Consider the following 22,631-nt stretch of genomic DNA (forward strand, 5'->3'; position numbering starts at 1 on the left):
CGTGCCCTGGGATCGGCACAGGTGTGCCCTGGGAGGGGTGATCGGAGGCTGCTGGGCTCGCCGAAATCCGGGCGGTGAGTTGCGCAGTCGGCCGGTACGTGGTGGCAGGTGCGGAGGACGAAGAGGAGCGTGCGGGGTGAGGTCAGAGGTTCGTGGGGGCGCCGAGGTCCGGAGCGGGGGCGGTCGGCGTGGTGTCGGCGGGTGCGGTGCTCGCTCTCAACGAGATCGGCGGCGCGAGCAGGTGGTGCCGGGCCGGTGAGTCGGGGTGGTCGAGCCGCTCGACGAGCAGCTCGACGGCGAGGCGGCCCATCTCCTCCGCCGGCACGTCCGCAGCGGTGAGCTGCGGGGTCACCGTCTCCGCCCACCTGCTGGCCACAACCCCGGTGACCGAGAAGTCTCGTGGGACATGGAGGCCGGACTGGGCCAGCCCGCGGTAGAGACCGCCGAGTGCGGCCTCGTTCAGCGTGACCAGTGCCGTGGTGGCCGGGTCGTCGTGCAGGATCCGCTCCAGACAGGCCTGGCCGGAGGCGGCGTCGTCGCCGCAGCAGTACGTCTGTACGGTGAGCCCGCGTTCCGCCGCGGCCTTGGTGAACCCGTCGAGACCCCGGTGCGCGGACTCGTACCCGGCCCGCAGGAGCGGCTCCGGCCGGTTGACGAAGGCGATCCTGCGGTGGCCCAGGTCGGCGAGGTGGTGCACACAGGCCGCCACGAGTGCCGTGTGGTCCAGGCCCACCCACCAGCTGCCCCGCGGGTGGGCGGTGCGGCCGATGGCGACGGAGGGGAAGTCCACCGCGGTGAGGTGGTCGAGCCGGTCGTCCTCCAGCCTGATCTCCATCAGGATCGCGCCGTCGACCCGCCGCTCCCCCAGCAGCCGCTGGAACGAGCGGTCGCTGTCCACACCGCTCGGAGAAAGCAGCACGTCGTAGTCGTAGGCCGCGGCGGCCTCCACCACGCTGCCGATGAAGTCCAGCTGCATGCCCGTGTAATGGTTCCCGGCCGGCGGGAAGACCAGACCGATGGTGCTGGTCCGGCCGTTGGCCAGAGCCCGAGCACTCGCGTTCGGCCGGTAGCCCAGCTCGTCGATGACCCGCTGGATGTTCTGCCGGGTGTCGTCCGACACGGGACGCTTGCCACTGAGCGCGTACGACACGGTGCTCCGCGAGACACCAGCCCGCTTGGCAATCTCACCGATGTTCACGGAACTCCTCGCTGAGCTGTCGAACCGATTCGATGTCGCCGGAGGGCGAGACGGTCGGATGACGATCTTTGAACCGGTTTGCTGATTCCAGAGCGACAATCGTTCAGGCGCCGATCGTCGAACCGGTTCGCGTGAAGTGAAGTTAGGAGCCACCGGGGCCAGTGTCAACGCCTTGCACCGAATTTCTCGTAACGGCCCGGAAACGTCAGTGCGCGGGGGCGTGGGACCTGGCCCGCCCGGTTCGCGCGCGCTCACCAGGGATCCGCTGCGGCACGGCGTCGGCGAGGTTTTCGCGCAGTTGTTCGCGCATCAGACCGGAGAAGTCCCGGTCGAACGAGCCGTCCTGACAGGCAGTCCTGGGGCACGTGGATGGCCCCCGCTGGTGCGGCGCCGAGGTCAAGGGCAACCGTCTCCGGAGCCGTTGACTCCGGCACCGGAGCGGCGGACTCCGCAGAGCACTCACGGTGAGACATTCACCGTGAGACGGTCGGGTCAGCTCGTCACGCGGAAGGTGGCGTCGCCGCGCCCCGTCACAGTGGTGATCGGGTCGAGCCGCAACTGGTACGCGTAGTGGCGGATGTAGCGGTCGGGGTGGTTGTACGACTGGAACGACGAGCAGCTCGCGTCGGCGAGCCCGGCGACCTGGCGGAAGGTGGCATCCGCGGCGAACTGGGTGGTGCCGTCGTTGTAGGCCAGCTGGAAGTCGTAGTTGGCGTGCCGCAGGAAGTACCCGGGGAAGTTCACCGACTCGAAGGAGACAGTGCCGGTGCCCACCAGGCCCGTCCTCAGCCGGAACTGGGAGTCGTCGGCGGGGCTGACGTTGGGGTCGATGCGCGCGTCGAAGTTGGCGTGCCGCACGTACCGGTCCTGGTAGTTGTAAGACTGGAGCCGGTTGATCGCCGTGTTGGGCCAGCGTGCGAGCACGCGGCTCTCCTCGGCGGCCGTGAGGGTGAGGATCGCGCCGTGGCGCTTCGCGGTGCCGCCCATGTCGTAGCTTCCCGACGCCTGAAGCCGGTAGGTGCCGACGCTGAACGGGTTGGTCGTCAGGACCGGCCTGTATTCGCGTGCGCCGTTCTGGCTGAGGTAGTCGATGTAGAGGGCCCACTCGTTGCGGTCCTTGAACTTCATCCAGATCGGGCCTTCGACCTGGTTCCCGGTGAGGCCGATGCTGGAGAGGTTGCCGAGGTTGGTCCACGTCCCCAGGAGCGAGTTGCTGCCCTCGATCGTATTCTGGCCGTCGCCGGAGAGCCGCACGTAGCGGTAGTTGCCGACACCGGAGGGCACCTCGGTTATCTGGGTGTCGACGACCGCCGTGGTGCCGGGGGGATCGATGTAGACCTGCGGGGTGGTGATGGTGCGGAAGTCCTTGGTGCGGGCGTAGTAGATACGGTGCTTCAGCACGCCGTTCAGTGTGGCGTTCGTCGCCCAGTACAGGACGTAGTCGTTGGTCTCCGGGTTCCAGATGACCTCGGGCGCCCAGGCGTTGCGGCCGTCGGGGATCGCGCCGGCGACGTTGAGCAGCCGCGGCTGCGACCAGGTGACCAGGTCCGTCGACTCCCACACCACGAGGTTGCGGCTGCCGTTGTTCACGGAGTCGCCCCACGACTGCCCGCAGCCGATGCACAGGTCGGTCGCGATGATCCAGTACCGGCTCCCGTCGGGAGAGCGGACCAGTGCGGGGTCACGCACCCCCTTCGTGCCCACCGTGGAGCGCAGGACCGTGCCTCCGCCGTTGAGGTCGTTCCAGTGCAGGCCGTCCGTGCTGTGCGAGAGGTACGACTTCTGGCCGGCCGCATCATCGGTGAAGTGCAGCATCAAGTATCCCGAGTTGGCGGCAGCAGCCCGCTCGGGTGTGGCGAGGGTTTGGGATGTGAAGAGCAGGCCGACGGCGACGAATATCGCCGCCAGCCGGGAGAGAACCCCGGGCATGCGCGTCTCCTGCCGGAGGCTTCGCCACAGCGCGGCACCGAGGGACCAGTGACGGGTGCGGAACACGTGCTACCCCCTAGGAGATTGTTCGCCATTTCGAATGACGTTCGGTACTGAGAACATCGATCGAAAGAAAAGTTTCAGCCAGGAGCACCTCAATGGAACTGACAGCGGTTCGGCGAGGCCGGCACGGTCCCTAGCCGGTGACACGGTGGAAGGTCCACCGCTGGTTGGAGCTGCCCTTGTCGCTGTACTGGATCAGCGCGGCACCGTCGGCGGTGCTGCCTCCGCTGACGTCGAGCACCTTGCCGCTGTTGCGGTTGACCACGGCGAACGCGCCGTCGGTCTGCGGGCGCAGCTGCCACTGCTGACTTGTCCGGCCCTCGGGGATCGACTGCACGATCCGCGCACCGTCGGCCGTCGAGGAGCCTGCCACGTCGAGGACCTTGCCGCTGCGGACGCACATGATGGTGTGGTAGCCGTCCGGTGTGGACTGGAAGGCCCACTGCTGGTTCGATCCGCCGGAGTACGACCACTGGATCACGGCGGCGCCGTCCGCGTTCGAGGCGCCGGAGACGTCGGCGACCTTCCCGCTGCGCACGCTGACGCATTTGTAGGCCCTGGCGGGGGCGAGGGCGTACTGCACCGAGTCGAAGTCGACGTAGCCGGTGCCGTTCGGGTTGTAGGTGTAGAGGCCGACCCGGTCGCCGCGGTAACCGCCCCAGGTGAGCTGGTAGGTACCGCCGAACGTGGTGAACGCGTTCCCGTCGAGGCTGTAGGAGAACTGGCTGACCCCGTTGACGTTCCAGGAGGTGCGCAGCCACACGGCGTTCTGGGTGATCACCGGACCGTAGGTGAGGGTACCGCCGACGTTGTGCGCGATCGTGATGGTGGTCCCGGAGCGCCTGACACCCAACCCGGCGTATGTTGCCGCGTAGTGGCACAGCCCGGCGTGCTGGCCGTCGTCGAGGCCGGCCAGTTCCAGGCGGACTGTCACCGTCGCGCTGCCCGCCGTACGCAGCACCCGTTGGGTGAGCGTGTTGCCGACCTTGGTCAGGTTGTTGGCCACCAGCGGTGCGAATGCCTTCAAGCGCAGGTAGCCGGGGCGTTCGGTCAACGACCACCGGTCCGCGCGGGGCTGGTAGTACCACTCCCACTGGGGCTTGAGGCGGGTGTCGGTGAACAGGTCGCTGGTCACCACGGAGGGCAGCGCGTCGACCGGCAGACCGGGCGTGCCGCCGGCGGGCACCTTGCCCGTCCACACCATGTTGCCGATGCCGTCCGCGCCCACCTGGCCCAGGATCGGCCAGCCGTCCACCCAGGTCACCGGCAGAAGGGACAGCGGACGCCCCTCCCAGTCGCCGTGGCCATGATGGGTCACGAAGTACCAGGTGCCGTCCGGGGCCTGCACCAGACCGCCCTGGTTGGGCTCGCGGTCCACCGAGGTGTTGACGTGCTCCAGCTGCCGGGTCTCGAACGGGCCGTAGAGGCTGGTGCCGCGGTTCATCATGAGCGCCCGGCCCTCGGACTTCACCTCGCTGAAGAGGTGGTAGTAGAGACCGTTGATCTTGTACAGCTTGCTGGCCTCGCTGCCCGGCGACTGGTGGATGACCGTGGGCGTGCCGACCAGGGACTTGCCGTCCGCGGACAGCTTGAACAGGTTGATCTTGTAGCTGTCCGAGTAGTGCGTGGTGACCAGGTAGCCCTGGCCGTCGTCGTCCCAGAACGGGCACGGGTCGTCCCAGCCGGTGGTCCGCCACACCGACGTCAGCGGGTCCCAGGGCCCGCTCGGCGACGGGGCCGACGTCATGAAGAAGCCTTCATCGGGCGTGTTGAAGTACACCCAGTACCGGCCCGCGTGGTAGCGGATGGCCCCGGCCCACACGCCGCGGCCGAAGCGGTTCATCCGGTCCCAGTTCAGCTCTGGTCCGAGACGGGTGACATCGTCGACCGCGCCGCCGAGTGTCCGCCAGTTGACCAGGTCCTTCGAGTGCAGGACGGCCATGCCGGGCGAGTACCCGAACGTGCTGGTGATGCCGTAGTAGTCGGCGCCGACCCGGATGCAGTCCCAGTCGCTGAGGTCGGCCGGGATGATGGGGTTGACGTAGGTGCCGTCGCCCTGGTCGCCCCACGTGCCGGCCGGAGGGGTGGCTGCCGTCGCCCTGCTTGGTGGCAGCAGGCCCGGTAGCAGGAGGGCCCCGCTGCCGACCGCGGCGAGCCGGCCGAGCTGTCGTCTGGTGATGTCCACGATTCAGTCCTCGACTAGGAGTCATCACATGTATTCGCGGTTTTTCGACGCGAAACATAGCGTGAAGTCCAGTTCGGCGGTAGACATCGGTTCGAAACATTGGATGGAAGCAGCGTTCCCGTCTTGCGCGCCACGTCCAGTGGGCTGGCCCCGTCGCCAGGTCTTCAAGATCCTCGAACGAGGGTGAGGCGCACCGCTACCCGAACAGGCGCCGCTGGATCTCGCGCCGGTAGTCCTCCAGGGTTCTGTCGAGGTGTGCCGCGGTGGCCTGCGCCGCCTCCTCGGGGCGTCCGTCACGGATGGCCCGGTAGATCGCCTCGTGTTCCTCGACGGCCGCCTCGGTGTTCTCGCCGAGCGTGTCATGGATACCGATGGCACTGGACTGGCGCTGCAGACGTCGCGCGTCCCGCACGGCGCTGACGAGGAAGGTGTTGTGCGAGGCCGCGGACACGGCCGCGTGGAAGTCCTCGTCCGCCTGATTGAACACGTCGACCTGGCCGTGGACGAACCCGTGCCGGCACTGCTCCATGGCCACCTCGATGGTGCGCAGTTCCGAAGGAGTGGCGCGGGTGGCCGCCAGACTGCTGGCGGACATCTCCTGGACCCTGCGGAACTCGAACAGCATCAGCACGTGGTCGATGTCGACGGGACGGAAGAACCCTCCCCAACGGCTGGTGATGAGCATGCCTTCGTCGTCCGCGACGAACAGGCCCCTCCCCTTATGGGCCCGTACGCGGCCCAGCGCCGAAAGGATCTTCACGGCTTCCCGCACGACCGCCCTGCTGGTGTTCAGCCTCTGGGCCAGGTCGATCTCCGTGGGCAGCCGGTCACCCGCCACCAGTCGCTCCTCGGCGATGTACTCGAGGATCCGCTCCGCCACGATCTCGTACCCGGGGCGGTAGTCACGCCGCTCGTCCGAGCCGTTCACCGCCGCGGGCGCAGCGGGAAGGGCCCGAGCCGGCAAGGCCGCTTCGATCGCTGGCGTGTCGTCCATCTGTGCTGCCTCCCGGGTGACTGCGGCGAACGCGACTGATCGCTGTGGGGCCAACAACATCGTAGCTCAGGCGGCGAGCAATAAGTCGTACTCATTTTGCCCAAGATCAACGACGTGAGCTCTGGATTTTCGAGCACATAAATGCCCTTTAACGGCCATAACCGCGTAGGACCACTACGCCATCGCCCCGAATCCACCAAAGGAACGCCGTACACACTCTTGACGCACCCCTCGATAAGGCGGCTAATTTCTTCCACGTCAGTGGCAGCACAGCCGCCTTTTACGAGTCCGACGCCCGCCCGGGACGGCCCCGGCGTCGCCCCCATCGTCGCGCCACCTGCCCATCTGCTCGGGGCACCCGCAAACCCAGTGGAGTCACTCATGACCGTCAACAAGCCTTCGTCCAGCCCGAAGAGAGTGCTCAGCAAGAAGCACGCGGCGTCGCTGGCCGGGTGCGCAGCCACGGTGTTGCTGACCGTGACGGCCTGTGGCGGCGGCACGGCCGGTACGACCACCAAGGACGGCTTCGCCCAAGCACCGCAGAAGGACGGGGCGTTGACCGTCTGGGTGGACGCGACCCGTATGGAGGCCGCGAAGCTGTACCAGCAGCAACACCCCGAGGTGAAGCTGGACATCGTCAGCTACGACGGCGACGCCAACGGCTCGAACTACCTCCAGACCAAGGTCCAGCTCTTCAACCGCACCGGAAAGGGCTGGCCGGACGTCGTCTTCAGCTCCCAGAACAACGAGGCCTCCTGGGCGGTCGACGCGGGCTTCGCCGCTCCGCTCAACAAGGGCCTGATCCCCGAGTCGACCCTGGGGCAGTTCGCGAAGGGCGCCAACGACGTCTGCACGGTGGGCGGCACCGTCTACTGTCTGCGCAACGACCTCTCCCAGGCGGTGCTCTGGTACAACGCTCCGCTGTTGAAGAAGTTCGGCTACACGGTGCCGACGACCTGGGAGGAATACCAGCGACTCGGCGAGAAGGTGGCCAAGGAGCACCCGGGTTATCTCGTGGGTGACGCGGGCGACCCCTTCACCCCCGAGATCTACCTGTGGGCGAGCAAGTGCGGCGCCAACCACATCACCGGGCCCAAGTCCGTCTCGGTGAACACCACCAGCGAGGCCTGCACCAGGATGGCCAAGCTCCTGGACGTGCTGATCAAGAACAAGTCCATGTCCATCAGCGGCGTCTTCAGCACCGACTTCGGCAAGAACCAGGCCGACAAGGTCCTGCTCATGCCGGGCCCGGCCTGGTTCGGCGGCGCGGTCTTCAAGGACACCCTCAAGGTCCCCGCCAAGCAGATCGCGGCTGCTCCCATCCCGCAGTGGCAGGGAGACAACGCGCCGTCCACAGGCAACGTCGGCGGCGGCACCTGGCTGCTGTCCCAGCACTCCACCCACCTGAAGGCGGCCACCGACTTCCTGAAGTGGGTCACCACCGACAACGCCTACCAGGGCGAGAAGGCCCCCGGCTTCCCGGCCTACGCGCCGGCGGCCGAGGCCTGGCTGAAGGGGCAGGCGGCTGCCGGCTACTTCGTCGGCGACCTGAGCGCGCTCTCGGACGCCTCGTCCCAGGTCTGGCCGGAGTGGGGCTCGGGCCAGTTCAGCCAGGAGGCGATCTGGGCGGCCACCATCAAGCCCGGCATCACCCAGGGCAAGTCCATCGTCTCGATGCTGCCGGCCTGGCAGGACTCCATCGTCAAGTACGCCAAGTCCAACGGATACAAGGTCTCGCAGTGACCCTCAGCCACTCCTCGTCCGGCTCCGCCCACCGGCGCCCCAGCGGCGCCGACCGGCAGAGCCGGGCCGGCATCGCCTTCGTCGCCGCCTACGTGCTCCTGCTGATCGCGTTCGGCATCCTGCCGACCGGTTACGCCGTCTACTTCGCCTTCACCGACGCCGGTGGCACGTTCACCGGCTTCAGCAACTTCGTCACCACCGCGCAGGACTTCCGCTTCATGGACGCCGTAGGCCATGTCGCGCTGTACCTCCTGTTCTGGCTGGTCTCACTGGTGGTGTTCGTGGTGAGCCTGGCGCTGCTCCTGCACCGTCTCGCCTCCGGCGCCATCAGCAAGTCCCTGCGCTTCCTCTTCTACATCCCCGGAGCGCTCGCCGGCGCCGCGAGTGTGCTGGTGTGGCTGTTCATGCTGGACCCGGCGGTGAGCCCGGTCAGTTCGCTGCTGGGCATGCTGGGATTCGGCACCTTCGGCGAGGTGATCGCGCCCGGCAACCTGCCCCTGCTGTTCATGATCATCGCGTTCTGGACCGGCGCGGGCGGCTGGATCGTCGTCATCTACGGCGCGCTCAACAACATCCCCAGGGACGTCATGGAAGCCGCCCGCATCGATGGCGCGGGCGCCTGGCAGACCGCCTGGCGCGTGCAGATCCCCATGCTCCGCAAGTGGATCGTGTACATGGTGATCCTGGCCTTCGCGGGCGGCGCCCAGCTCTTCGTGGAGCCGCAGTTGCTGTCCCTCGCCAGTGTGGGCGTGGCCGGACGCGACTACTCGCTGAACCAGTTGACGTACGACTTCGCCTTCCAGATGAACAACATCAACGGCGCCGCCGCGGTCTCGGTGGAGCTCCTGGTCGTCAGCGTGTCGGCCGCCGCCCTCTTCGTCGCACGGTCGGGGTTCTTCGATGCCGACTAAGAGCCCCGAACAAAAGGGGAGCCCGGCTCGCGACGCGAGCTCCACGCCCCCTGCCGGACCGGCCGCCGCCACACCACGCACGGAACGGGAGCCAAGCGCCATGAGCCGAGCGCACCACCAGGCCTCTCGGCGGCGGCGCCCACGTCCCCCGCGTCACCTCGTGCCCCGCCTGCTGACCGGCTCCGTACTGCTCGTCTTCCTGGTGTTCTTCGTGCTGCCGGTGCTGTGGCTCGTCCTCGCGGCGACCAAGACCGACCAGCAACTCGTCCATGGCAGCCCGCTGTCCTTCGGCTCCTGGCACGCCTTCAAGGCCAACTGGGACGGCCTCACCGCGTTCCAGGACAACGCCGTCCTGCAATGGCTCGGCAACTCCACGTTGTACGCGATGATCTCCCTCGTCATCACCCTCTGCGTGGCCGTACCGGCGGGATACGCCCTGGCCATGACCGAGTTCCGCGGACGGCACACCCTGCTCGTCTCGACCCTCGTCGTGATGCTGATGCCGACCGCCACACTGGTGGTGCCGTTGTTCCTGGAGATCAACGCGGTGCGCCTGATCGGCACGATGTGGTCGATCATCCTGCCGTACTCGTTCTACCCGTTCGGCGTGTACCTGACGTACATCTACTTCACCACCGCCGTGCCGAAGGACCTGCTGGCGGCGGGCTCGGATGGACGGCTGCTCGGAGTTCGGCGTCTTCCGGCACATCGCGCTGCCGCTGGCGACACCGGTCATCGCGCTCGTGGGCTTCTTCAGCTTCGTCGCCAACTGGACCAACTACTTCCTGCCGTACGTGATGCTCCCCGAGAGCGACCAGATGCCGATCCAGGTCGGCGTCGGAAGCCTGCTCAGCAACGTGCCGTCCTTCAACCCGGCGGTCGGCACCCTCGCGATCGAGCGTCCGCAGCTGGCGCTGGCCACGCTGCTGGCCATCACACCGGTGCTGGTCGTCTTCCTGTTCGCCCAGCGCTTCCTGGTCAGCGGGATGCTCGCCGGAGCCACCAAGGAGTAGGCCCCGGCCCACGGCTCCACGGCGTGACGCCCAGAGCCGGCACCCGTCCGCCCGGCCGTCGTCCCCGGCGTGCGCACCGCGCCGCCACCCCGAACGGAGATCCTTGCCATGCCCTTCAGCTCTTCCGACCGCATGTCGGGTGAGGACGCTCCGGCCCTCGTCCGACCGACCGCGCCCGAGGTCCAGGCCCGGGTGCCGGTACTCGAACCACCCGGCTGGGCCGTTGCCCAGCGGTCCCTGTTCGACCTGCTCGACCACGCCTGGCGCCGCTTCGCCCGCGACTTCACCGGCCCGGACGGCCGGCTGAACTACACCGGCCCACTCACCACCCGCGACGGTGTGGACGACTTCTACGAAGTGTTCTTCAACTGGCCCCAGCTGTATCTCCTCGGCGGCGCCGACGATCTGCTGCCCGCCAGTGAGAAGCACTGGGAGGGCGTGACCCGGCAGCTCACCGAACTGGACATGCTGCGCGATGAGTACGAACGCGGTTACGACTGGTTCCACCAGGGCGAGAGCCTGCTCCTGCTCTATTTCCTGTGCATGGCCGCCCCTGAGCGCTGGTCCGAACGCGCCCTGCGCTTCGCCGAGTTGTACGTCGACCCGGCCAACGGCAACTACGACCCCGACCACCGTGTCATCACCCGCCCGCACAACGGCAGCGACCCCGACCGCACGGGCCTGTTCGACGGCGACGTCTATCCCTGGCTGCAGAAGGAGGCCGAGACGTACGGCTTCCCGCTCGAGTGGATTCCCGAGGCGGACGGCGCTCCGTTCCCGCTCTCCGCGGATCCTCGTCTCGGCGCGCAGATGCGGGACCGGACAGGCATCGGCGACACCGCGGTCAACCTCGCCGCGGCCGGACTGGTCCTCAACGCCTGGATCCTGTCCGGCGAGGACCGCTACCGCGACTGGATCGTCGAGTACGTCGGCGCGTGGCGCGAGCGCACCGAGGCGAACGGCGGTCTCATCCCGGACAACGTCGGCCCGGACGGAGTCGTCGGCAGCCTGCTGGAGGACCGCTGGTACGGCGGCCACTACGGCTGGTCCTGGCCGCACGGCTGGCACAGCGTGGGCCACGCGGCCTGTGTGGCCGCGCTCGCGGCGGCCACGGTCACCGGCGACGACGACTACCTCTCCATGGTCGCGACCTCACTCGACACCCTCATCAGACACAGCAAGGTGATGCCCCACACCGACGCGGACTCCAGCCTCCCTTCCAAGTGGGCGGCCGAACTCGGCCCCGACATCCACACACCCACGCCGCATCTGCCGTTCCGCCACAACGACTCGGGCTGGTTCGACCACAACCCGGCCACCGCGCCCGTGCCGGTGGCCCTGTGGCACCACACGGCCTCCGACGCCGACCGCGCCCGGCTGGAGGGGCTGCGCGAAACCGACGGCATCGACTGGCGCACCGTCCGGCCGTTCCGCGCCAAGGAGGAGTCCGGGCACGAGAAGGCCTGGTTCGCCTTCCTCGCCGGCGACGACCCCGGCTACCCCGAGCGGATCCTCGCCACCGCCCAGGCCCAGATCCGCCACCGCCTGCGGCGCATCGACCGCTACCGCGACCTGGACGTACCCGAGGCCGACATCCACGTGTGGCAGCAGTCCAACCCCGTGGCCACCGAAGCCCTCGTCCAGCTCACCTGGGGCGGCCCCCAGGTGCTCTACAACGGCGGCCTGCAACAGGCCCGGCTGCGCTACCACGACGCCGAGGCCCGCCGCGCCGGCCTGCCCCCGGACGTGGCCGCACTGGTCACCTCCATCGACCCCGAAGCGACCACCGTCGAACTGGTCAACCTCTCCCCCGAGGCCGAGCGCACGGTGATCGTCCAGGCAGGCGCCTTCGCCGAGCACACCATCACCGCCGTCCGCTACACGACCTGCGAGGACGACACCTGGATCGGGGACATGTACGACTACGGCCACACCGAGCCGGTCGTCACCGAGGCGGAGCAGGTCTGCGACGGCGCTTTCCTGACAGTCCGGCTGCCCGCGTCCACCCGCATCCGGCTCACACTGCGCCTCCGGCTGCGTGCCGGCACACCCAGCTACCGCACCCCGTTCGACACCCCGGCCGGCCGGCCCTCCCCGGGCCCGGAGGGAGAGACCGCGTGAAGCGCATCGCCCAGACCATCAGGCTCCGCCCCGAGCACCGCGCGGAGTACCTCGAACTCCACTCGGCCGTCTGGCCCGGCGTCGAAGCCGCCCTGCACCGGTCGAACATCCGCAACTACAGCATCTTCCTCCACGGCGATGCGCTGTTCGCCTACTTCGAGTACCACGGCGACGACTTCGAGGCCGACATGGCCGTCCTCGAAGCCGACCCCGAGACCCAGGAGTGGTGGAAGCTCACCGACCCCTGCCAGGAGCCCTGGCCCGACCGGGGCGACTCACGCCAGTGGACGGAACTGCCCGAGATCTGGCACCTCGACCCGCCCGGTGAGGACACCACCGTCTGACACGGCCCCCCCCACCAGACCGACCGACTTGGAACCCGCCGTGACCTCCTCCCCCGCCCCCGTCCTCATCGACGCCCACCACCACCTCTGGGACCTCGACCGACGTCCGCAGCCCTGGCTCGACGACCCCGCCCTGACATCGATCAGCCGCACCTTCACCCCCGGCGACCTGCGCTCCACCGCGACCCATCCCATCGCGGGCCGTCACCTGCACAGCACAGTGGCCGTGCAGTGCATGCCGGACGTTCCCGAGACCGAGGACCTGCTCGCCCTCGCGGAACAGGAGCCGCTGATCGAGGCGGTGGTCGGCTGGGCAGACCTGACGTCGCCGGCGATCGGTGAGGTGCTGGACCAACTGCTCGCCGGACCGGGCGGCGCGTATCTGCGCTCCCTGCGCCATCTCGTCCAGGGCGAGACGGACCCGGGCTGGCTGCAACGCCGGGATGTCGAGCGCGGGTTGGCGGTGGCCAGGGACCGCGGGCTTTCCTACGACGTACTGGTCCGCAGCCATCAGCTCGACCAGGCGATCAACCTGGCCGAACGCTTCCCCGACCTGCCCCAGGTACTCAACCACGCGGGCAAGCCGCACATCGCCCGACGCGAACTGGCGGACTGGCGACGTCAGGTGCAACGGCTGGCCGCACACAAGCAGGTGGCCTGCAAGGTGTCGGGACTGATCACCGAGGCCGACCACGACAGCTGGACCACCGCCGACATCCGCCCGGTGTGGGACATCCTGCTCACCGCCTTCGGCCCCGACCGCCTGATGTTCGGCTCCGACTGGCCGGTCGCCAACCTCGCCGGCGGCTGGAACCGCTGGGCCGCCACCGTGGACGAACTGCTCACCGACTGTGCCGAGAACGAGATCCACGCGCTCCTCGCCGGCACCGCGACCGCCTTCTACCGCCTTCCCGCCTGCAGCTGACCGTCGGCGCTCGTGCTGAAGGAACCAAGGCGTGATCGGCGCGATCGGCGCCGGCATGAACCAGTCGGCCATGCTCGCCCGCTTCCTGCGCGAAACCGCCGCCGACGTCGTCATGCTCGCCGGGCGCTACACCCTCCTCGACCAGTCCGCGCTCGACGACGTCCTGCCCGCCGCACGGGAACTCGGCAAGAGCGTCGTCGCAGTCGGCGTCTTCAACTCCGGCCTGCTCTCCCGCGACCGGCCCACCGAGGGCATGAAATACGACTACCGGGACGCCCCGCCGGCTCTGGTCGCCCGTGCTCGGGCGATCGCAGAGGTCTGCGAGGCGCACGGGACCACCCTGCCCGCCGCCGCCATCGCCTTCCCCCACACGCATCCCAGCACCGTCAACGTCACCCTCGGCATGCGCGACCGCGCACAAGTGACACAGAACGCGGAACTCCAGCGAAGCGCCGTACCCCGGGCGCTCTGGGACGACCTCCGGTGCCAAGGGCTGATCAGGCCCGACGTCCCCACCACATGAGGACGGCACTCGCGAGGGGAGTTCCCGATGCCGCTGATCGACAAGGAGGACCACCACAGGGCAGCCACCGTGGACGAACTGATCCACGACCTCGTAGAGGACACGATCCACGCGCTCCCGGCCAGAGCCACGACCGCCTTGTCCTCGGGACGCTCAAAGGCCGGGGGCGATGAAGATCCGCGTCAACCACACTCACAACACCCCCGGAGCCGCCGTATGAATGCTTTCCCGACCGTCCGAACCAGCAGGAGGGGCAGACGATGAAGCCCGTCACCTCCACCATCGGCAAGTTGTCAGCAGCGCTTGCGATGGCTCTCTCCGCGGTGCTGCTGACATCCCTCACGACGCCGACCCCAGCCTCGGCCGCGACCCAGGCGACCTACTACGTCGCCCCCGACGGCAACGACGCCAACGCCGGGACGATCACCGCGCCGTTCAAGACCCTGCAGCACGCACGGGACGTCGTGCGCACGGTCAACAGCAACATGACCGGCGACATCAACGTCTTTCTCCGCGGCGGCAACTACCCGGTGAGCAGCACCATCAACTTCACGTCGGCCGACTCCGGAACGAACGGCCACCATGTCGTGTATGCCGCCTACCAGGACGAGAAGCCGGTGCTGAACGGAGGCGTTCAGGTGACCGGCTGGACGCAGCACAGCGGGAACATCTGGAAGGCCCCGCTGAGCCGCGACAACAAGCTCCGCGCGCTCTACGTCAACGGCAAGCGCGCCCAGATGGCCTCGAAGACGATCACCTCGGCCGGATGCTACGGGACCTACACCGTCACGGCCGGTCAGGCTCCCTGGGCCTGGGAGTCGGGTTCGCAGTGCGACGGAGCCAAGTACGGCCTCTCCGATCTGCCCGCCGTCGCCTCCAACCAGGACGACGTCGAGATCAAGTCGGCGACGACCTGGACCACGGCCATCGTAGGAGTCCGCCAGATCACCACGAGCTCGGACGGCGCCAACCGCGTGGCCCTGTTCCAGCAGCCGGGCGCGGCCATCGCCCAGGGACCGCCGAACGGCAACTTCAACGCCGGCGGCGGCAGCCACACCTTCATGAACGCGTACGAATTCCTGGACCAGCCGGGCGAGTTCTCTTTCAACAAGACGAACCACACGCTGTACTACTACAAGTCCGGCTCCGAGGACATGACGTCGGCGCAGGTCTTCGCGCCGAACAACGTGTCCACCCTCATCAAGATCGCCGGCACGTCCAGGACCGATCACGCGCGGAACATCACGTTCTCGGGGCTCACGGTCGAGCATTCCGACTGGAACCTGGTCAATGTCGCGGGCTCCGTCTTCCGGCAGGGCCAGCAGGGCAACTCCGGTTCGACCGTGTACGCGAAGAAGAACTTCCACGCGTACACCTACCGCAACGTCGACCTGCCGCCGGGGATCATCCAGATCGAGAACGCCGACGGGATCGTCCTCCGGCGCAACACGGTGCAGCACACCGGCGCCGACGGAATCAACATGGTCAACGATGTGACGGACTCGCAGTTGACCGGCAACGTCACGAATGACATAGCCGGATCCGCTGTCACCGTGGGACACCCCCAGCACGTGTACATCGGGGACTACACCTCGACCAACAACGAGAAGTACCCGGTGAACGTCGAGGGTGTCTGCAAGAACATCTCGATCACGAACAACTACCTCTACGACAGCGCGGTGTTGTTCCAGGGGTCCAGCCCCGTTTCGGCGTACTTCGTCGATTCCCTGTCCGTGCAGCACAACCGGATCGAGAAGTCCCCATGGGCGGGCATCACCCTCGGCTGGGGATGGTGGAACTTCGACGGTTCGGCGAACTCGATCCGACCGGGTGTGCCGACCACCACGGCGAAGAACAACACCATCAGCCACAACCAGCTCGTCGACACGATGCAGGTGCTCGGTGACTCCGCTCCCATCTACACGCTGGGCAGCCAGCCGGGAACCGAGATCAGCGACAACTACATCCAGGGCGTTCCGGCCGGCCACAAATACGGAATCCACCCCGATGAAGGCTCCGCCTACATCAACGAGCACGACAACGTGCTCGACATCGACCCGAACGTGGCCTACACCATCAACTCCGGCAACTGGGGCCGGCAGCACGACCTGAGCATCACCAACACCTACGGCACCATCAACAAGATCCTCGAGAAGAACGTCCCGAACAGCACCATTGAGGACGTGCACGCGTACGCGGACAACGTGTGGCCGTCGCAGGCGTACGGCATCGCCGTGAACTCCGGCCCGGAGGACGCCTACAAGGACATCGTCCCCCGGAGCAACCTGGGTCTGCAGGACTACGCCCTGCCCGCGAGCACGTTCACCGGCAAGGGCGTGTCGTCCATCCCCGTCCGCACCCTCGGTGACGCGACCAGGACTCTCTGGCTGGCTCCCTCCGGTACGACGACGTTCGCCGTCGGCCCCACCATGACGAAGGCAGCCGGAACCGCGACGACGATCAATGTCCCGCCGACGGCCGGCGACTACCGCCTCTACGTCGTGGACGCCCAGGGGAACGCATCCCCCGCGTCGAAGTCGCTCGTTCGGCAGCGATGGACCTACGTCGACGACAAGGACTCCACTCTCAGCTATTCCTCCGGCTGGTCGAGCTGGAACGACGCGCAGGACTTCAAGGGGTCCGAGAACTTCACGAGCAGGGCGGGCGACCACGTCCAGTACTCGTTCACCGGCTCGGGCGTTCGGTACCTCGGCATGAAGCAGCCGAACATGGGGAAGGTCGACGTCTACCTCGACGGCACCCTCGCGCAGGCGGGCATCGACGCCTATGCCTCGACGGTGACGAAGCAGGTGGTGCTGTTCGAGAAGACGGATCTGGCCGCGGGCCCCCACACGATCAAGGTCGTGTGCGCCGGAACCAAGAACTCGGCCTCTTCCAGCACCGTCTGTGCGCTGGACGCGTTCGCCTCCCTCCCCTTCCCCGCCAAGAACGCGTTCTACAAGGTCATCAACAAGAACAGCGGCAAGGCGATCGACGTCTCCGGCGGATCGACCTCCGCCGGGGCGAACATCATCCAGTGGAACGACACCGGAGCGCAGAACCAGCACTGGCGGTGGGTCGCGGTGGGTGACGGCAGCTACGAGATCGTCAACCAGAACAGCGGTGAACTGCTGGACGTCAGCAACGCCTCCACCGCGGACGGCGCGTCCATCATCCAGTGGCCCGACAACGACGGTGCGAACCAGCACTGGACACTGGTCGCCGACGGAAACGGCCACTACAAGATCAAGAATGTGAGGAGCGGCAAGCTGCTCGCGGTGTCCGGCTCGTCGACGACAGCAGGCGCCCAGCTCGTGCAGACGACGGACACGAACGACGAAAGCCAGCTATGGCAGGCGGTGAACGTGGACTGATTCCCGCCGCGTCACGGGCCGCACACCCCGCTCAGCCGCCTCGGTGTGCTGCTCGACGAAGCCGCGTGGGCCCGGAGGGCGTGCTCCCCCGGGCCCACGCACCGGCTACTTCAGGTAGGGGCCGTCGGCACCGATCTTTCCGGGGCCGTTCAGCACGTAGACCCGCAGGTTGCCCTTGCCCGGTGCCGCCACGGAGAGCGTGCCGTTGGAGACGGTCTTCACGTCGCCGGTGACGGCGTCCCGGTAGGTGCCGTTCGGGATGCCGGTGTACGTGGCGCTCCCGGTGACCGTGACGAGCGCGAAGCTGTCGGTGCCGCCGCTGGTGTAGCGGCGCTTGAACGCCATCGAGCCGGTGATGCCGTCGGTCGAGTACTGGCCCATCTGGAGGGCCGGGACGGCACGGCGGATCTGGTTCAGCCGCTGGAGGTGCTTGACGAGCGGCTGCGCCAGAGTGGTGGCGACCTCGCCGGTCGCCGAGTCGGCGGTGCCGAACTCGGTGGCGGTGACGGTGCCTTGGAGATGGTCGCCGTAGTACGCGCGGCCCGTGGACGCCAGCGGGCAGGTCGGCCCGCAGTCGATCTGCTTGCCCTTCACCGGGGTCCACCTGGCCTTCGGGCGGCGCACCACCCTCAGCGTGGGCGCGGGCACAGCCTTGTACGTCGTCCTGCTCAACGCCCTCTGAACCCCCGGCCTGCCCGCGAACCCGCCCGAACGTCTCAACTGCCCCAGGAGAAAAGCCCGTTGACCCCGGACAGCTACTACGAACCCATCGACGACCACCGCTACAAGCCGACGCTCCACGCGGGCGGAGCCTGGAGCGCGGACGAGCAGCACTTCAGTCCGCTGGGCGGGCTCGTCGCGCATGCCATCGACCGTCACCGGGCCGCCCGGCCGGACGACGGCCTGGTCCTGTCCCGGATCAGCTACGACATCCTCGGCCGCCCGGCCCTCGACGAGTGCGAGATCGAGGTGGAGACCATCCGGCCCGGCCGGACCATCGAGCTCCTCGAAGCGGTCGTACGGATCGCCGATCGGCCGGTCGTCCGGGCCCGCGCCTGGTTCCTGTCCGGCCACGACACCACCGCGGTCGCGGGCGGCTCCGACGGCCGCCTCACCGCGCCGGAGTCACTGTCCTCGTGGCCGATGTCCGACGTGTGGCCCGGCGGTTACATAGCCTCCCTGGACGTCCGCCCCGTCGCACCGCCCCGGCCGGGCCGTGCGACCGTGTGGGTCTCCACGCCGCTGGATCTGGTCGCCGGCGTTCCGGTCAGCCCCCTCGCGCCGTTTCTCGCCCTGGTCGACACGGCCAACGGCATCGCCGTCCGGCAGCCGCCCACCGCGTGGATCTTCCCCAACGTCGACCTGACCGTCCATCTCCACCGCCAGCCACGAGGCGCCTGGACGGGACTGGACACCACCGTCACCTTCGGCCCTTCCGGACAGGGCCTCACCAGCACGGTCCTGCACGACGTCGACGGCCCGGTCGGCCACGCCCAGCAGATCCTCACGGTCCGGCCCGCGCCGGGGGCATGAGGGGCTCGGGCCGCACCCCACACCTACGCCCGCACTCACCCCCACACCCACACCCGTGCAACTATGCCAAAATCGCCTATAAGCATCAGAGGGGAATCCCTGTGAACAGCTCCGCCGACAAGATCGGCTACGGCGACATACAGCTCGACCGCACAGGTCAGGCCGAGGCCTTCGACGCCCTCGGTGAGCGCTATGACGAGGCCTTTCCCCACAAGGAAGGCCAGGTCGCGTCCGCCGAGTGGCTCGGTGTGTCCCTGTCGGCCGGTTCCCGCGTGCTGGACCTGGGGTGCGGCACCGGGATCCCGACGGCGCGCCAGTTGGCGGAGGCGGGCCTCGATGTCGTCGGTGTCGATCTGTCGGACGGGATGGTCTCGCTGGCCCGCAAGCAGGTGCCCGCCGGGGAGTTCCATCGGGCGGACATCGCGGATCTGCGGCCCGGAGGCCCTTTGGACCTCGGCCGTTTCGACGCGGCGACGGCCTTCTTCTCGCTGCTCATGCTCCCGCGCGCCGAGATCCCTCTCGCGCTGCAGACCGTTCACCACCTGCTGGTTCCGGGCGGTCTGTTCGCGCTGTCGATGGTGGAGGCCGATGTCGACGACTTCTCGATCCCGTTCATCGGCGAGAGCATCCGCGTCTCCGGCTATCTGAGGGACGAGCTGCGCGCCGTCGTCGAGGCGGCCGGCTTCGAGATCACCGACGAGTCTTCGTACACGTACGCTCCGGCCATCGCGGACGTCCAGCCCGAGGTGCAGATCTTTCTGCGCTGCCGACGGCGCCCGGCTGACGACTCCTGATCCGCCCGCTCCGGCGCGGGCCCACACGTCGGGAAGGACACGCATGACGAAGCGGCTCGGGGCCGACAAAGGCCCCGGCAGGCAGGTGGCCGGCACGCAGCAGCAGGCGGCCGGCACGCACCAGCACGCCGCTCTCCCGCAGCGGCCGCCCCGGCCCCAGCACCCCGTTGAGCCCCCCGTGTCCAGCGACCGTGCCGACGAGGCCGAGGACCTGCCGCAGTCGCGAACTCGTGCCGGCTCGGACGACAGTGATCCGGCGATGCTCCCGGCGGCCGCGCGAGCCCCTGCCGGTGGGCCGGGGGATCCACGGCGCGAGGGGCCGGACGCCATCGAGCCGCAGACCGACAGGCTCCGCTATCTCGACGCGGCGACCCGGCGGATCGCCCGCGGCATGAAACTCGACGAGACGTTGTACGAGCTGTGCCGGGCGGCCGTCCCGGCCTTCGCCGACACGGCGTTCGTCCATCTGTACGATCCACTGCCGGTCGGCGACGAGGTCACCGCCGCTCCCGGCGCCCTGCGGCTGCACACCACGGACCGCGTCGCCCCGCAGGACCCGGCCGCCCCGACCGCCGCCGGCTTCCCCGACCCCCCGGGCCCCGAGCCGCCCGCGCAGGCGGCGGAAGTCGTACGCCCGGCCGCCGACGGTCAGCTCGCCAAGCTGCTGGAGGACGGGCGGCCCGTGCTCGGGAGTACCGCGGGCGTCACCTCCACCGCGGCCGAACTGCTGGGCACCACGAACGCCCCACAGGCCATGCCGCCCGGGCAACGGCTGATCATCGCCCCGTTGCACGGCCGCAGCCATGCCCTGGGCACCGTCGTCCTCCTCCGCGGACCCGACCGGCCCGACTTCACCGGCGACGACCTTCTCGTGGCCTCCCAGCTCGCCACCCACACCGCTCTGGGAATCGACAAGGCGATGCTGTTCGCCCGCGAGGCATCCGTCGCGGACGCGCTGCAGCGCACGATGCTCCCGCCGTCGCTGCCCGAGCCTCCCGGAGTCCGGCTGGCCAGCCGGTACCTGCCGTCCTCGCGGACCGCGCAGGTCGGCGGCGACTGGTACGACGCGATCCCGCTGCCCGGCCACCGCGTCGCCCTCGTCATCGGCGACGTGATGGGCCACTCCATGACATCGGCCGCGATCATGGGCCAGCTGCGCACCACCGTGCAGACCCTGGCCCTGCTCGACCTGCCGCCCGACGAGGTCCTGCACCACCTCGACGAGCAGGCCGGGCGCCTGGGCACCGAGCACACGGCGACCTGCCTCTACGCCATGTATGACCCCGTCCTGCACCGACTGCTGGTCTCCAACGCCGGCCATCTGCCGCCCGTGCTCCTTCACCCCGACGGTCGCGGGGAGATTCTGATGGTCCCGCCCGGAGCGCCGATCGGTGTGGGCATGGGCGGATTCGAGTCCACCGAGCTGCACGCGCCGGCCGGAGCGACTCTGCTGCTGTACACCGACGGCCTGGTCGAGTCCCGTGACTCGGATGTGCTGACCGGGGTGGATCGGCTGCGGGCCCGGCTGCACGCGGCCGCATCGGGGTCCGCGCCCCCGACGCTGGAAACGCTGTGCGACGAGGCGCTCGGCACGCTGGGCGCGGGAGACCGCGACGACGACATCGCGCTGCTCGCCGCCCGGTTCGAGGGCATCCTGCCGGAGACCGTCGCGTACTGGTACCTGGCCCCTCGCCCGCAGACCGCGGGACAGGCCCGTCGGCTGACCCGCAGGACACTCCACCTGTGGGGGCTCGACTCCCTGGTGGAGTCCACCGAACTCCTGGTCAGCGAGGTGGTGGCGAACGCCGTGCGCTTCGCCTCCCGGCCGATCACGCTACGGCTGCTCTGCACGGACGTCCTGCGCTGCGAGGTCGGTGACGACTCGCCGGTGGTGCCGAGGATGCGGCACGCCCGGCTGAGCGACGAGGGCGGCCGAGGCCTCTTCCTGGTGGACCAACTGGCACTGCGCTGGGGAGCGACGAGGGTGAGCACGGGCAAGGTGGTCTGGTTCGAACAGCCGCTGCCCGGCGATCAGGCGCTCGGCTGAGGATCCGATCCCGCATCGGTTGTATCGATTGGCGCGGCACGGGGCGGGTGTCGGTGCGCTGCTCGTCGCTGGAGTTCACCGAGGGCGACGACGCCTCGTCTCATCCCCTCGCACCGCGTGGAGGAACGCCTCCTCGCACGGGATGCTTGAGGGAGGGCGACCTACGGGGGCGGCCGGGAGGTGAGGGCGGTGATCGCCGTCAACCCGATGGACAGTGCCTCGGTGCTGGCGACCTTCGGTGCGCTCGGTGTCCTCGTGGTGATCTTCGCGGAGTCGGGCCTGCTGGTCTTCGGCTTCTTCCTGCCCGGTGACACGCTGCTGTTCCCGGCGGGTGTGCTGTGCGCGGGAACCGCCGAGCAGGCACCTCGGCTGGTGCTGTGGCAGGTGCTGCTGGGTGCGGCCGTCGGCGCCGTCGTGGGGGCCCAGGTCGGGTTCCTGCTCGGGCGGCACGGCGGGCGTGCCCTGCTGGCCCGCACCTCGAAACGGCGTGTGCGGGAGACGGCGGCGCAGGCGGAGCGGCTCCTGGCCCGCTATGGCTACGGCAAGGCCCTGGTGATCGGTCGTTTCATCCCGATGGTGCGCACCGTCCTGCACCCCGCGGCGGGCGCGCTCGGCGTGCCCACCCGCACCTTCACCGTCTGGCAGATCGTCGGCGGGCTGCTCTGGTCGCAGAGTCTCGTCCTGGCCGGATACGCGCTGGGGGCCTCCGTCCCCGACGTCGACGACTTCCTGCTGCCGCTGGTCGCCCTCGTCGTCGTGATCTCCCTGCTGCCCCTCCTCCCCATGCTGGCCGAGGCCCGCCGCGCGAGGCGGGATCGCTGACCTCGTTCGACATGCCGGACATTGTTCGAAACCTCTTGACGCTGCGCCACACCCCGATTGACACTCTCGCAACACGACGTCACACAGCCGAAACGGCAGGGTGCCCAGGCCG

General features: G+C 68.7%; 14 protein-coding genes and 3 pseudogenes. 12 read left to right on the top strand and 5 right to left on the bottom strand.

Going from position 1 to position 22,631, the window contains the following annotated elements:
• Positions 1-142 precede the first annotated feature (142 nt).
• The 4 genes from AB5J49_RS06175 to AB5J49_RS06190 form a co-directional block, all read right to left on the bottom strand.
• The gene (locus tag AB5J49_RS06175; RefSeq protein ID WP_369167423.1) at positions 143-1,198 is read right to left on the bottom strand and encodes a LacI family DNA-binding transcriptional regulator; all 1,056 of its coding nucleotides are present in this window, start codon (positions 1,196-1,198) and stop codon (positions 143-145) included.
• Positions 1,199-1,690: 492 nt separating this feature from the next.
• Positions 1,691-3,127: a glycoside hydrolase family 43 protein gene (locus tag AB5J49_RS06180; protein ID WP_369167424.1), complete on the bottom strand. Its 1,437-nt coding sequence runs from the start codon at positions 3,125-3,127 to the stop codon at positions 1,691-1,693.
• Between the two features lie 196 nt (positions 3,128-3,323).
• Complete coding sequence (locus AB5J49_RS06185) at positions 3,324-5,375, bottom strand: family 43 glycosylhydrolase (protein ID WP_369167425.1); 2,052 nt, start codon at positions 5,373-5,375, stop codon at positions 3,324-3,326.
• 196 nt (positions 5,376-5,571) lie between these two features.
• Positions 5,572-6,369 (bottom strand): FadR/GntR family transcriptional regulator, encoded by a 798-nt coding sequence (locus AB5J49_RS06190; RefSeq protein WP_369167426.1) that lies wholly within the window; start codon positions 6,367-6,369, stop codon positions 5,572-5,574.
• 381 nt (positions 6,370-6,750) lie between these two features.
• Between AB5J49_RS06190 and AB5J49_RS06195 the strand changes: the two genes are divergently transcribed.
• The 8 genes and pseudogenes from AB5J49_RS06195 to AB5J49_RS06230 all read left to right on the top strand — a co-directional run bounded on the left by AB5J49_RS06195 (position 6,751) and on the right by AB5J49_RS06230 (position 17,323).
• A complete protein-coding gene (locus AB5J49_RS06195; protein WP_369167427.1) occupies positions 6,751-8,112 on the top strand; it encodes an ABC transporter substrate-binding protein in 1,362 nt (453 codons plus the stop codon).
• Entirely contained in the window at positions 8,109-9,023 is a 915-nt protein-coding gene (locus tag AB5J49_RS06200) for a carbohydrate ABC transporter permease (RefSeq protein WP_369167428.1), read from the top strand. The genes AB5J49_RS06195 and AB5J49_RS06200 overlap by 4 nt, the downstream gene beginning before the upstream one ends.
• A gap of 100 nt (positions 9,024-9,123) precedes the next feature.
• Positions 9,124-10,036: pseudogene (locus AB5J49_RS06205) on the top strand (carbohydrate ABC transporter permease).
• Between the two features lie 108 nt (positions 10,037-10,144).
• Positions 10,145-12,157, top strand: a complete 2,013-nt coding sequence (locus AB5J49_RS06210) for a hypothetical protein (protein ID WP_369167429.1) — start codon at positions 10,145-10,147, stop codon at positions 12,155-12,157.
• Complete coding sequence (locus tag AB5J49_RS06215; protein ID WP_369167430.1) at positions 12,154-12,501, top strand: L-rhamnose mutarotase; 348 nt, start codon at positions 12,154-12,156, stop codon at positions 12,499-12,501. The genes AB5J49_RS06210 and AB5J49_RS06215 overlap by 4 nt, the downstream gene beginning before the upstream one ends.
• Positions 12,502-12,541: 40 nt before the next feature.
• A complete protein-coding gene (locus tag AB5J49_RS06220; protein ID WP_369167431.1) occupies positions 12,542-13,426 on the top strand; it encodes an amidohydrolase in 885 nt (294 codons plus the stop codon).
• 19 nt (positions 13,427-13,445) lie between these two features.
• Positions 13,446-13,949: pseudogene (locus AB5J49_RS06225) on the top strand (aldo/keto reductase); the annotation flags it as partial.
• A gap of 260 nt (positions 13,950-14,209) precedes the next feature.
• Positions 14,210-17,323 (top strand): RICIN domain-containing protein, encoded by a 3,114-nt coding sequence (locus AB5J49_RS06230; RefSeq protein ID WP_369167432.1) that lies wholly within the window; start codon positions 14,210-14,212, stop codon positions 17,321-17,323.
• 105 nt (positions 17,324-17,428) lie between these two features.
• Here the strand turns inward: AB5J49_RS06230 and AB5J49_RS06235 are convergent.
• Positions 17,429-17,914 (bottom strand): annotated as a pseudogene (locus tag AB5J49_RS06235) (alpha-amylase); the annotation flags it as partial.
• Positions 17,915-18,064: 150 nt separating this feature from the next.
• Between AB5J49_RS06235 and AB5J49_RS06240 the strand changes: the two are divergent.
• The 4 genes from AB5J49_RS06240 to AB5J49_RS06255 all read left to right on the top strand — a co-directional run bounded on the left by AB5J49_RS06240 (position 18,065) and on the right by AB5J49_RS06255 (position 22,519).
• Complete coding sequence (locus AB5J49_RS06240) at positions 18,065-18,856, top strand: thioesterase family protein (RefSeq protein ID WP_369167433.1); 792 nt, start codon at positions 18,065-18,067, stop codon at positions 18,854-18,856.
• A gap of 101 nt (positions 18,857-18,957) precedes the next feature.
• Entirely contained in the window at positions 18,958-19,650 is a 693-nt protein-coding gene (locus AB5J49_RS06245; protein ID WP_369167434.1) for a class I SAM-dependent methyltransferase, read from the top strand.
• A 43-nt stretch (positions 19,651-19,693) separates the two neighbouring features.
• Positions 19,694-21,697, top strand: coding sequence for a SpoIIE family protein phosphatase (locus AB5J49_RS06250; RefSeq protein ID WP_369167435.1), 2,004 nt, complete (start codon positions 19,694-19,696; stop codon positions 21,695-21,697).
• A gap of 189 nt (positions 21,698-21,886) precedes the next feature.
• On the top strand, positions 21,887-22,519 hold the full coding sequence (locus tag AB5J49_RS06255) for a DedA family protein (RefSeq protein ID WP_369167436.1): 633 nt from the start codon (positions 21,887-21,889) through the stop codon (positions 22,517-22,519).
• Positions 22,520-22,631: the final 112 nt, after the last annotated feature.

The sequence above is a fragment of the Streptomyces sp. R28 genome, assembly GCF_041052385.1.
Taxonomy (GTDB): Bacteria; Actinomycetota; Actinomycetes; order Streptomycetales; family Streptomycetaceae; genus Streptomyces.

Coding starts and splice junctions, on each gene's coding strand:
- AB5J49_RS06180 (WP_369167424.1), bottom strand. CDS start 3,127: ATGCCCGGGGTTCTCTCCCGGCTGGCGGCGATATTCGTCGCCGTCGGC.
- AB5J49_RS06190 (WP_369167426.1), bottom strand. CDS start 6,369: ATGGACGACACGCCAGCGATCGAAGCGGCCTTGCCGGCTCGGGCCCTT.
- AB5J49_RS06195 (WP_369167427.1), top strand. CDS start 6,751: ATGACCGTCAACAAGCCTTCGTCCAGCCCGAAGAGAGTGCTCAGCAAG.
- AB5J49_RS06210 (WP_369167429.1), top strand. CDS start 10,145: ATGCCCTTCAGCTCTTCCGACCGCATGTCGGGTGAGGACGCTCCGGCC.
- AB5J49_RS06230 (WP_369167432.1), top strand. CDS start 14,210: ATGAAGCCCGTCACCTCCACCATCGGCAAGTTGTCAGCAGCGCTTGCG.
- AB5J49_RS06250 (WP_369167435.1), top strand. CDS start 19,694: ATGACGAAGCGGCTCGGGGCCGACAAAGGCCCCGGCAGGCAGGTGGCC.